The organism is Flavobacterium psychraquaticum (assembly GCF_034497725.1).
GTDB lineage: Bacteria > Bacteroidota > Bacteroidia > Flavobacteriales > Flavobacteriaceae > Flavobacterium > Flavobacterium psychraquaticum.
This window is the reverse complement of the sequence record NZ_JAXKVR010000030.1, coordinates 713,731-725,277: the sequence shown is the minus strand read 5'-3', so window position 1 is coordinate 725,277 and position 11,547 is coordinate 713,731. Positions and strand designations below refer to the sequence as shown.

Genomic DNA, 11,547 nt, shown 5'->3' with positions numbered 1-11,547 from the left:
AATTTTGCAAAATATATGATAGCATTTGAATTACATGAACGCATAATTGCAAACAAAGATTGGGCTACGCTTTTGTTTATTTTTTGCGTGGGAATTATTGCCACTAACAAATCGATTTCAGCTGTGCGATTTAATGAATTCGTTCGGTTGGCTTATTCTAACAAATACACAAAAATGTATCGTGACAGTAGTAATTTAATGAGTGGATTTACCGTTTCAATGTTTGTTCTGCAATTAATTTCTCTTTCATTTTTTATACTTTTAGTGCTTAATCAATTTGGAAAAGTAGCAACTAAAACAGATTACATTGCATACATACAGATTTTCACATTTTTAAGCGTTTTTATCTTGTCAAAGTTTTTAATTGAGAAAATTATTGCGACGGCCTTTAAGATGGAGGAGTTCAATGAACAGTTTAATTTGCTGAAAGTGAACTATCGTGCTTATTTCGGACTCATTCTCATACCAATCAATATCTTGTTGTTTTACAACTCATTTGATTCAAATTTATTCTTTTGGATACTTCTCATTGCATTATTCGCAATTAACATAGCAACTTACCTTGTTACATTGAAATTATATCAAAATTTAGTATTGCGTAAAATATTTTATTTTATTTTGTATCTTTGCACCCTTGAAATAGCACCGTACTATTTTATTTATAATTGGTTTACAAAAAATTAGAGAGAAATATGTCAAATTTGAAAGTGAAAACAATATTAGTTTCACAACCAGAGCCTAAAGTAGAAAATTCTCCTTATTTTGAGCTTCAAAACAAACTGAAGGTTAAGGTTGATTTTAGACCTTTCATTCATGTTGAAGGACTTGCTGCGAAAGAAATACGCGCTCAAAAAATCGACTTAAATAACTTTACCGCCATTATATTAACAAGTAGAAACTCTGTTGACCATTTCTTTAGAGTCGCAGAAGAGATGCGCTATAAAATTCCAGAAGATTTAAAATATTTTTGTCAATCGGAAGCTGTTGCATTCTACTTACAACGTTACGTAGTCTACAGAAAAAGAAAAATTTATGTGGGTCAAAAAGATTTTGTTGATATGTCTCCTTTGATTAAAAAATACAAAGATGAGAAATTCTTACTACCATCCTCAGATCAATTAAATGCTGACGTACCTCAGACGCTTGATGGTTTGAAGGTAAACTGGACTCAAGCTACTTTTTACAAAACTGTAATGAGTGATTTATCTGACTTAAAAGATGTGTATTACGATATTTTAGCATTTTTTAGTCCAACAGGAATTAAATCGTTATTTAAAAACTTTCCTGACTTTAAGCAAAACGATACACGTATTGCTGTTTTCGGACCTTCTACTCAAAAAGAAGCACTTGAGTGTGGCTTGCGAGTGGACATTATGGCACCAAGTCCTGGAACACCTTCAATGACAGGAGCGTTAGAAAAATATGTCAACGAGGCGAATAAAGGAAAATAATTTCTTAATTTTCATTATATATAATCCCAAATTCTAAATGATTTTGGGATTTTTTTTGGCTTTACTTTATCGCATAAAAAAAAGTCTCAATTTCTTGAGACTTTTTTTTAATGTTTTGAAATAACTTATCCTACTTGTGGCCCTGCCGCAACTAAACTTTTGCCTTCTTCATTAACTGTGTATTGAACAAAGTTTTTAACAAATCTAGAAGCTAAATCTTCTGCTTTTGTACTCCATTCAGAAGCATTCGCGTAGGTATTTCTAGGATCCAAAATATTAGTATCAACATTTGGTAAAGCCGTAGGAACTTCAAAATTAAATGTGGGAATTACTTTTGTGTCTGCTTTTTCGATAGAACCATCTAAAATCGCATCAATAATAGCACGTGTATCTTTAATAGAAATACGTTTTCCAGTTCCATTCCAACCTGTATTTACCATATAAGCTGTTGCGTTATGCTCTTCCATTTTCTTAACTAATTCTTCACCATATTGTGTTGGATGTAATGATAAGAAAGCTTTTCCGAAACAAGCGGAGAATGTTGGTTCTGGTTGTGTTACTCCTCTTTCAGTTCCCGCTAATTTTGCTGTGAAACCTGATAAGAAATAATATTTTGTTTGCTCTGGTGTCAATTTAGAAACCGGAGGCATTACTCCAAAAGCATCTGCTGTTAAGAAAATTACTTTTGTTGCGTGTCCTGCTTTAGAAACAGGTCTTACTATATTTTCAATATGGTTAATTGGGTAAGAAACACGTGTGTTTTGTGTTACGCTACCATCTTTAAAATCAATTTTTCCGTCAGCATCAACCGTTACGTTTTCTAACAATGCATCTTTTTTAATCGCACCAAAGATATCTGGTTCGTTTGCCGCACTTAAATCAATTGTTTTTGCATAACAACCGCCTTCGAAGTTAAAAACACCATCATTATCCCATCCGTGTTCATCGTCTCCGATCAATTCACGTTTTGGATCTGTTGATAAAGTTGTTTTTCCTGTGCCGGATAATCCAAAGAAAACTGCAACATCACCGTCTTTACCTTTATTTGCTGAACAGTGCATTGAAGCCATTCCTTTTAATGGTAAATAATAGTTCATCATAGAGAACAACCCTTTTTTCATTTCACCGCCATACCAAGTTCCTCCAATTAATTGAATTTTCTCAGTTAAGTTAAACGCAACATATACTTCAGAATTTAATCCGTGTGCTGCATAATCTTTGAAAGTTGTTTTTGAACCATTCATTACGATAAAATCTGGCTCACCGAAATTAGCTAATTCTTCTTCCGTAGGACGAATAAACATATTTTTTACAAAATGTGCTTGCCAAGCTACCTCCATAATGAAACGAACTTTCAATCTTGAATTTTCGTTAGCACCACAAAATGCATCAACAACGAATAATCTTTTACCTGAAAGTTGCTTTACAGTATTTTCTTTTAAAGCATTCCAAGTAGTTTGAGAAAGTGGCTTGTTGTCATTTACTGCTTTATCAGAAGTCCACCAAACTGTGTTTTCTGTAACGCTATCTTTTACAATATATTTATCTTTTGGTGAACGACCAGTAAATTCTCCAGTCATTACATTAACAGCTCCTAGTTCCGATAACTGACCTCTTTCAAAACCTTCTAAAGCTGGATTTAATTCTTCATTATATAAAAACTCATATGAAGGATTGTATATTATTTCTGATACATCCACGATTCCGTATTTTTCTAACGAAATCGATTTCGTATTATTGGTATTCGTATTCATAAGTTGTATGTTATGTTGTGTATTTAATAAAGCGCAAAATTATAAATTTAATTTCAGATAGCCTTTCAAATTATGGTTTTTTACTTAAAATAGCGTAAAATAGATAGCTCCAAGCCGAAATAAGCAAGAATCCTCCAATAGGTGTAATCGGTCCCAAAAATTTAGTTTTCATATTTGTAATACCATTTGTTGCTAAAAGATAGATAGAGCCTGAGAAAAGCAATACTCCTGAAATTGTTAACCAAAAAATAATCATTCGTTCTTTTTCATCCAAAAAAGCAAAAGTGCCGATAAATAACAAAAACAACGCGTGATACATTTGATAACGCACACCTACCTCAAAAGATTGCAATTGTTCTACAGAAAGTGTCTTTTTTAACGCGTGCGCACCAAAAGCACCTAATATAATTGCTAATAATCCAATAAAAACTGCTGTTAAAAGAATTTTTTTATCCATTATTTTAAATTTTAGACCAAAGGTAATAAAACTTTCAATGTTAAAATAAGATATAAATTAGAAAAAAACTTTCATAAATATAACATTTTATTATCTTCGTGTGATATTTACAACACTCAAGAAATGAGACATATTTTAGTAATAGGTGCTGGAAGATCAGCTTCATCACTTATAAAATACCTGTTAGAAAATTCCGAAAAGGAAAATCTTCACATCACTATTGGTGATTTGTCTGAAGAATTGGCAAAGCAAAAAACCAAAAATCATAAAAACGCTACTGCCATTGCATTGGATATTTTCAATGAAACACAACGTCAATCTGAAATTCAGAAAGCAGATATTGTGGTTTCAATGCTTCCGGCTCATTTGCATATTGAAGTAGCGAAAGATTGTGTGCTTTTTAAAAAACACATGGTTACCGCTTCATACATTAGTCCGGCAATGCAAGAATTAGATGTTGCTGCCAAAGAAAACGGATTAATTTTTATGAATGAAATTGGGCTCGACCCAGGAGTAGATCATATGAGTGCAATGAAAGTTTTAGATGAAATTCGTGCTAAAGGCGGACACGTTATCTTGTTTGAGTCATTTTGTGGTGGCTTGGTTGCTCCAGAGAGCGATACCAATTTATGGAACTACAAATTCACCTGGAATCCTAGAAATGTGGTTTTAGCAGGTCAAGGTGGAGCGGCAAAATTCATTCAAGAAGGAACTTATAAATATATTCCTTATTCCAAATTATTTAGAAGAACTGAATTTTTAGAAGTTAAAGGTTATGGAAGATTTGAAGCTTACGCCAATAGAGATTCTTTAAAATACCGAAGTGTTTATGGTTTAGACGATGCGTTAACTTGCTATCGTGGAACCATTAGAAGAGTTGGTTATTCTAGAGCTTGGGATATTTTGGTACAACTTGGAATGACTGATGATTCCTATATTATTGACAATTCTGCAGAAATGTCTTATCGTGAATTTACGAATTTATTTTTACCCTACCATCCAACAGATACTATAGAAATCAAATTGCGTGCGATTCAAAAAATTGACCAAGATGATATTATTTGGGATAAATTAGTGGAACTTGACTTGTTTGATGATACCAAAATAGTTGGAATGGCAAAGGCAACCCCAGCTCAAATTTTAGAAAAAATTCTTTCTGAAAAATGGTCGTTGCAACCCGAAGATAAAGATATGATTGTAATGTATCACAAATTTGGTTATGAATTAAACGGTGAGAAAAAACAAATTGATTCAACAATGGTTTGTTTAGGAGATGACCAAACTTATACAGCAATGGCAAAAACAGTTGGACTTCCGGTCGCAATTGCTACGTTGAAAATCTTAAACAAAGAAATTACAACACCTGGAGTTCAAATGCCAATTACAAAAGAAGTGTATGAGCCGATTTTAAAAGAACTGGAATCTTATGGCGTGGTTTTCCACGAAATGGAAGTTCCTTATTTAGGTTACAATCCGTTAAATGTGAAGATTTAATTCTAAATATAAAATTTTAACTAAATCCGAAATCACAATTGCTTTCGGATTTTTTGTTTCAATTGGAATCGCTTTTGTACTTTTACTATCAAATAACTGCAAAATGAAGGTAAATCACTTACAAGTTGAAATTGACGGAATCGATAAAGAAATTCTTAGAGATTTGATGGAAGATGCTCGAAAACCTATTTTACAAATTGCTAATAAAATCGGAATTTCGGGAGCTGCAATTCATCAACGCTTGCGAAAATTGGAAAATGCAGGTGTAATCTCTGGTTCAAAATTCATTGTGAATACTAAAGTTTTAGGATATAGTACGATGGCATTCATTGGAATTTATTTAGAAAAAGCATCAAATAATCCGGAAGTAGTTAAAGAATTAAAGAAAATTCCGGAAGTTTTAGAATGTCATTACACTACTGGAAACTGGAGTATTTTAATCAAAATCATCTGTAGAGACAACGAACATTTGATGTTGTTATTGAATAAAAAAATTCAACCTATTGAAGGCGTTTCGAGAACTGAAACCTATATTTCATTGGATCAACAAATTGAACGACAAATACAATTGTAAAATTTCAACTAGCAAATTCTCAACCTCAAAAAGTAAAAAATAAAAAATCCAAACGCCTTAATTGGATTTTGGATTTTATATTATTAAAAGATCTGTGCTTAATCTCTTGAACCTAAAATTTGGAAAGCCCAATACAGTAAAGACGCTAAAGCTCCTAGAGCAGCTACGACATAAGTTCTTGCCGCCCATTTTAACGAATCTTCAGCTCCAGCATATTCTTGTTGGCTCAACATATTTTTATTTTTCAACCAAGCTAATGCTCTATTACTTGCGTCATATTCAACTGGAAGTGTAATAAAACTGAAAGCAGTTGCAATCGCCATTAAAACCAATCCGGCTACAGCTACATAAAATCCAATTCCTGATTTTGAAGCAAAACCTAAAATTAATCCACCCATAATTAACCATTGCGACATACTTGACGAAATGTTTACCATTGGCACCATTCTAGAACGCATCGTCAACCATTGATAAGCTTGTGCGTGTTGCACAGCGTGACCACATTCGTGAGCTGCAACTGCTGCTGCAGCTGCATTTCTTTGGTTATAAACTGCTTCTGACAAATTAACCGTTTTGTTCGCCGGATTGTAATGATCCGTTAATTGTCCCGGTGTAGAAATAACTTGAACTCCTGTAATTCCGTGATCGGCTAACATTTTTTCGGCAATTTCGGCACCGCTCATTCCATTACGCAATGTAACTTTTGAATAGAATTCAAACTTGCTTTTCAACTTCCTGCTAACTAACCAACTAAAAAGTGCAATTGCTCCAATTAATACATAATATCCTATCATCGTTTTTCCTTTTAATTTTTATATTTACCTAAATAATATCAAATTGCAAGCCAAATTTTTAAAATGACAAGTTGACATTATTCCTGCATTTGTTTTACAGGTGATTTTTTTGAAACATCCATAACTGGCACTAATCCGTTAGTAGGTACATAGATAATTTGTGGTAAACTTCCTTTGTCTGCAAGTTTTTCTAACGTTCTAATGAATAAGTATTGATTATAAGTTTCACTCAATGTTCCGTTTTCTAATTTCATTGCTTCGGCCATACCTTTTGCACGTTCTACCTCAGCTTGTGCGTTTAATTTTTCTGCTTCTAATTTAGCTTTGGCTTCTTCTACTAAAATTCTTCGGTTTTGTTCGGCTTTTGCCATTTCGGCTTTTCCTACCATTTCTTGTTGCCACACGTTATATCTCGGTAATCCAAACATTAACAATGCTACGAATGCAATTCCGATAACGACAATTCCGAAGGCATATTTTCCAAAATTAATTTTCTCCATTACTTTTTAGTTTTAATTCTTCTATTATACGTAAAAATTACAAAATGTTACAAAAAAAGAAAATTATACTTCAAATTATCCCACCAAGTTAATAATCTTTCCGGGAACAATAATTATCTTTTTAGGAGTATTTCCTGCTAATTGTGCAATAGTTCTTTCGTCTGCTAAGACAATTTCTTCAATTTGTGCCGCGTTTAAATCTAACGCTAATTTTAATGTAAATCGCATTTTGCCGTTAAACGAAACCGGATATTCCTTTTCAGATTCTACTAAATGCTTAGGTTCGAAAATCGGAAAATCAACTAAAGCTACCGAACCCGAATGTCCTAAAGCGCGCCATAATTCTTCAGCAATATGCGGTGCATAAGGCGAAACTAAAACAGCTAAAGGTTCCAAAATGGCTTTGTGGTTGCATTTTAATTGTTGCAATTCATTAACACAAATCATAAACTGTGAAACCGAAGTATTGAAAGAGAAATTCTCAATATCTTCCGTTACTTTCTTGATGGTTTTGTGTAGCGATTTATACATTTCAGCCGTTGGTTCTTCGTCTTTAACTAGTAAGCCGTTATCATCATAATACAAACGCCATAATTTTTTAAGGAATCCGAAAACACCAGAAATTCCGGAAGTACTCCAAGGTTTTTGTTGTTCTAAAGGTCCTAAAAACATTTCGTACAAACGCAAAGTATCGGCTCCATATTCGTTGCAAATATCATCCGGCGAAACTACATTGTATTTCGATTTCGACATTTTTTCTACTTCGCGACCCACAATGTATTTCCTATCTTCTAAAATGAATTTTGCATTTGCATAATCGGAATATAGAGGATGTGCTTTGAATTTTTCAATATCTAATTCGTTCGTAATGTCATTGATGCAAGATAAATCAACGTGGATTGGATATTTAAAAATATTTACACTAGAATCTACTTTCTTGTTTTTAAAATCGTTATTTAAAGATTCAAAATCCTTATCAATTTTAATCAATTCTAATAATTTCAATTTAATTTCTTCATCTGAAATATTTTTAGACACAAAAATTGATTTAAAATATTCAGAAGAATTTGGATTATCTTCTATAACTTTTTCAATTGAATTAAAACTAAAAGTCAATCTATAAACAAAAGCACTCATTCCCAAAATCATTCCTTGATTAATCAATTTCTTGAACGGTTCTTCTGTGGGTGCGAAACCTTTGTCTTTTAGAAATTTATTCCAAAAACGAGAGTACAATAAATGCCCAGTTGCGTGTTCGCTTCCACCAATATATAAATCTACATTTTGCCAATAATCTAATGCTTCTTTACTTGCAAAATCTTCAGTATTGTTTGCATCCATATAACGCATCCAATACCAAGACGAACCTGCCCAACCCGGCATTGTGTTCAATTCTAATGGGAATACCGTTTGGTTCTCGACTCCGCTCGAATTGACAAGTAAGTCGTTAGAAACCACTTTATTATTTACAATATCCCAAGCCCAATTTGTTGCATTTCCTAACGGCGGTTGGCCATCTTCGGTTGGAAGGTATTTTTCTACTTCTGGCAATACAATTGGCAAGTGTTTTTTATCAATCATTTGCGGTAAACCGTTCACATAATAAACTGGAAAAGGTTCACCCCAATATCGCTGACGCGAAAAAACAGCATCACGCAAACGGTAATTTATTTTAGCGTTTCCGGCTTGCATATTTTCTAAAGCTTCAATCGCTTTTTTAGTTCCGGTTTTATAATCTAATCCGTTTAAGAAATCAGAATTTACTAATTCAAAACCACCTTTTTCGCCATAAGCTTCTTCTGAAATATCTTGATTGAAAATATTCTTAATTTCAGGCATTCCTTCTGTTCCTTTGAAGAAATTCGCGAAAGCATAATCACGTTCATCACCACACGGAACCGCCATCACAGCACCTGTTCCATAGCCGGCTAACACATAATCGCCAATCCAAACAGGAATTGGTTCTTTGGTGAAGGGATGTTCGGCATAAGCTCCTGTAAAAACTCCAGAAATCGTTTTGACATCAGCCATTCTTTCTCGTTCCGAACGTTTTGCAGTTGCTTCAACATAGGCTTCCACGGCTGCTTTTTGTTCCGAAGTTGCAATTTTAGCTACCAAATAGTGCTCTGGTGCTAACGTCATAAACGTAACTCCGAAAATAGTATCGGGTCTTGTTGTGAAAACTTCTATAAAACTTTGCTGTCCGTTTTCTGTTGTCCGTTGTCCTGCTGATAACTGAGAACCGAGAACCGAGAACTTTACCATCGCTCCAACCGATTTTCCAATCCAATTTCTTTGTGATTCTTTGATGGATTCACTCCAATCGATTTCATTTAAACCTTGCAATAATCTCTCGGCATAAGCAGAAATTCGCATCGACCATTGCGTCATTTTCTTACGAACTACTGGATGTCCGCCACGCTCTGAAACGCCATTTACGATTTCATCATTCGCTAAAACCGTTCCTAAAGCGGCACACCAATTTACTTCGGTTTCAGCCAAATACGTTAATCTATAGTGTAAAAGTGTTTTTTGTTGTTGTTCTGACGAAAATGCGTTCCATTCGCTTGACGAAAAAGAAGCAATATTATCATCACAAACAGCATTTACAGTAGCATTTCCTTCTTTTTTAAAAATAGCGGTTAGAGTCGAAATATCTTCCGCTTTATCAGTGTCTTTATTGTACCACGAATTGAATAATTGGATGAAAATCCATTGGGTATGTTTGTAATAATCGGGATTTGAAGTTCTTACTTCACGACTCCAATCGAAAGAAAAACCAATTCGATCCAATTGATTTCTGTAGCCTTGAATAGTATTTCCGGCTTTATCAATTCCGCCTTCAATGTTCATTCTTGTAGTATCCGCTGGATGTTGACCGGTTTGAATTGCATATTGTTCCGCTGGCAAACCAAATGAATCATATCCTTGAGGATGCAACACGTTAAAACCTTTGTGTCTTTTATAACGTGCCACAATATCAGAAGCAATGTAACCAAGTGGATGCCCAACGTGCAAACCTGCTCCCGAAGGATAAGGAAACATATCTAATACATAATATTTAGGTTTTGTGGATTGGTTTGATGCCGAAAATGTTTGGTTTTCTGCCCAATATTGTTGCCATTTGGCTTCGATTTCACTTGGAAAATATTTCATATATTAATTTTCAATAACTGTTTTATAATATTCAATAACGCATTTGCAAATTAATCACAAACCGCGAATGATCACTATAATCTAAATTTAAGGTACAAATTTACGTTTTATAATACTAAAGTTAAAACTTTGTTGTTATATTCTGTGTAAACAAAATATCTTTCCTATTTTTACAGCTTAAATTGAATTCTATGGCATCATCATTTGAAAATTACAACAAGCGACGTTTAATTTCGTCTTACTTTTCGGTAGTTTTAAGTATTTTTTTAGTTTTATTCCTTTTGGGAACATTGGGTTTATTCGTTATTAATTCTAAAAAAATATCAAATGATTTTAAAGAAAATATTCCGATGACGGTTTTCTTTAAAAATGAAGCGAATGACAGTGCTCTAAGTGCTTTTGACACGGATATTAAGAATTCAACATTTATTAAAAATTACGCTTTCGTTCATAAAGATAGTGCTGCAAAAAATAACGTGGATATTATTGGAAAAGATTTTATGGAGTTTTTAGGCTTCAATCCGCTGCAAAATTCGTTTGATATTCATTTGAAAGGTGATTATGTGAACAACGACAGCATTAAAAAATTTGAAACATCAATTCGTAAAAACGAAATGGTTACCGAGATTATCTACGACAAACAATTGGTCGATTTAGTAAACGACAACGTAAAAGAAATTAGTTTTTGGATTTTAATTGTGAGCGGACTACTTTCTGTTGTGGCAATGTTATTAATAAATAGCTCTTTACGTCTTTCTGTATATTCACACCGATTTACCATTAAAACGATGCAAATGGTTGGTGCTACGAAATCTTTTATCAGAAAACCATTCATTTGGACAAGTATCAAATTAGGATTAGTAGGTTCTGGTTTAGCAATTTTAGCATTACTTGGCGTTGTAGCTTATGTTGATGACTTGTTCCCAAGTTTAGGAATAGCAAAGGATTACGTTTCTATCGGAATAGTAATTTTAGGCGTTTTAGGTGTTGGGATTATAATAACTTCGATTAGTACTTACTTCGCAACACAACGTTTCTTGAATTTAAAAACAGACGATTTATACTAGTATTCAATAGTTGATTTCGGAATTACTTTTATTGAATAAAAAATAAAACACAAAATGGAAAACAATAACAAACCAGAATTTCTTTTCAGTTCATTAAATTATAAAATCCTTTTAATTGGATTGGGAATAATTGCACTTGGCTTCATTTTAATGAGCGGTGGCGGAAGTAAAGATCCAAACGTTTTTAACGAAGAAATCTTTAATTTTAGAAGGATCCGTTTAGCTCCAACAGTTGTATTAATCGGTTTTGGAGTTACGATTTATTCGATATTGAAAAATCCTACAAAAAAATAGCGTTCT

The 11,547-nt window shown here is 33.4% G+C and carries 11 protein-coding genes; 6 read left to right on the top strand and 5 right to left on the bottom strand.

Going from position 1 to position 11,547, the window contains the following annotated elements:
- Positions 1-15: 15 nt before the first annotated feature.
- Both T1L09_RS13055 and T1L09_RS13050 read left to right on the top strand, forming a co-directional pair.
- A complete protein-coding gene (locus tag T1L09_RS13055) occupies positions 16-684 on the top strand; it encodes a DUF4271 domain-containing protein (protein ID WP_322551408.1) in 669 nt (222 codons plus the stop codon).
- Positions 685-701: 17 nt separating this feature from the next.
- Positions 702-1,451, top strand: a complete 750-nt coding sequence (locus tag T1L09_RS13050) for a uroporphyrinogen-III synthase (protein ID WP_322551568.1) — start codon at positions 702-704, stop codon at positions 1,449-1,451.
- A gap of 125 nt (positions 1,452-1,576) precedes the next feature.
- Here T1L09_RS13050 and pckA read toward each other — a convergent pair whose 3' ends face one another.
- Entirely contained in the window at positions 1,577-3,205 is a 1,629-nt protein-coding gene (pckA, locus tag T1L09_RS13045) for a phosphoenolpyruvate carboxykinase (ATP) (protein WP_322551407.1), read from the bottom strand.
- Positions 3,206-3,275: 70 nt separating this feature from the next.
- On the bottom strand, positions 3,276-3,662 hold the full coding sequence (locus tag T1L09_RS13040) for a DUF423 domain-containing protein (protein ID WP_322551406.1): 387 nt from the start codon (positions 3,660-3,662) through the stop codon (positions 3,276-3,278).
- Positions 3,663-3,785: 123 nt separating this feature from the next.
- On the opposite strand from T1L09_RS13040, the gene T1L09_RS13035 reads away from it, so the two are divergent.
- A complete protein-coding gene (locus T1L09_RS13035) occupies positions 3,786-5,156 on the top strand; it encodes a saccharopine dehydrogenase family protein (RefSeq protein WP_322551405.1) in 1,371 nt (456 codons plus the stop codon).
- A 103-nt stretch (positions 5,157-5,259) separates the two neighbouring features.
- Positions 5,260-5,730 (top strand): Lrp/AsnC family transcriptional regulator, encoded by a 471-nt coding sequence (locus T1L09_RS13030; protein ID WP_322551404.1) that lies wholly within the window; start codon positions 5,260-5,262, stop codon positions 5,728-5,730.
- A 98-nt stretch (positions 5,731-5,828) separates the two neighbouring features.
- On the opposite strand, the gene T1L09_RS13025 is transcribed toward T1L09_RS13030, so the two are convergent.
- The 3 genes from T1L09_RS13025 to T1L09_RS13015 all read right to left on the bottom strand — a co-directional run bounded on the left by T1L09_RS13025 (position 5,829) and on the right by T1L09_RS13015 (position 10,180).
- Positions 5,829-6,524 (bottom strand): zinc metallopeptidase, encoded by a 696-nt coding sequence (locus tag T1L09_RS13025; RefSeq protein ID WP_322551403.1) that lies wholly within the window; start codon positions 6,522-6,524, stop codon positions 5,829-5,831.
- Between the two features lie 77 nt (positions 6,525-6,601).
- Positions 6,602-7,024, bottom strand: a complete 423-nt coding sequence (locus T1L09_RS13020) for a hypothetical protein (protein WP_322551402.1) — start codon at positions 7,022-7,024, stop codon at positions 6,602-6,604.
- 75 nt (positions 7,025-7,099) lie between these two features.
- Positions 7,100-10,180: a leucine--tRNA ligase gene (locus T1L09_RS13015; protein ID WP_322551401.1), complete on the bottom strand. Its 3,081-nt coding sequence runs from the start codon at positions 10,178-10,180 to the stop codon at positions 7,100-7,102.
- Positions 10,181-10,371: 191 nt separating this feature from the next.
- On the opposite strand from T1L09_RS13015, the gene T1L09_RS13010 reads away from it, so the two are divergent.
- Together T1L09_RS13010 and T1L09_RS13005 are read left to right on the top strand one after the other, a co-directional pair.
- Complete coding sequence (locus T1L09_RS13010) at positions 10,372-11,247, top strand: cell division protein FtsX (RefSeq protein ID WP_322551400.1); 876 nt, start codon at positions 10,372-10,374, stop codon at positions 11,245-11,247.
- A gap of 54 nt (positions 11,248-11,301) precedes the next feature.
- A complete protein-coding gene (locus T1L09_RS13005) occupies positions 11,302-11,541 on the top strand; it encodes a DUF3098 domain-containing protein (RefSeq protein WP_322551399.1) in 240 nt (79 codons plus the stop codon).
- Positions 11,542-11,547: the final 6 nt, after the last annotated feature.

Coding starts and splice junctions, on each gene's coding strand:
- T1L09_RS13005 (WP_322551399.1), top strand. CDS start 11,302: ATGGAAAACAATAACAAACCAGAATTTCTTTTCAGTTCATTAAATTAT.
- T1L09_RS13010 (WP_322551400.1), top strand. CDS start 10,372: ATGGCATCATCATTTGAAAATTACAACAAGCGACGTTTAATTTCGTCT.
- T1L09_RS13040 (WP_322551406.1), bottom strand. CDS start 3,662: ATGGATAAAAAAATTCTTTTAACAGCAGTTTTTATTGGATTATTAGCA.
- T1L09_RS13020 (WP_322551402.1), bottom strand. CDS start 7,024: ATGGAGAAAATTAATTTTGGAAAATATGCCTTCGGAATTGTCGTTATC.
- T1L09_RS13055 (WP_322551408.1), top strand. CDS start 16: ATGATAGCATTTGAATTACATGAACGCATAATTGCAAACAAAGATTGG.
- T1L09_RS13030 (WP_322551404.1), top strand. CDS start 5,260: ATGAAGGTAAATCACTTACAAGTTGAAATTGACGGAATCGATAAAGAA.
- T1L09_RS13025 (WP_322551403.1), bottom strand. CDS start 6,524: ATGATAGGATATTATGTATTAATTGGAGCAATTGCACTTTTTAGTTGG.
- T1L09_RS13015 (WP_322551401.1), bottom strand. CDS start 10,180: ATGAAATATTTTCCAAGTGAAATCGAAGCCAAATGGCAACAATATTGG.
- pckA (WP_322551407.1), bottom strand. CDS start 3,205: ATGAATACGAATACCAATAATACGAAATCGATTTCGTTAGAAAAATAC.
- T1L09_RS13035 (WP_322551405.1), top strand. CDS start 3,786: ATGAGACATATTTTAGTAATAGGTGCTGGAAGATCAGCTTCATCACTT.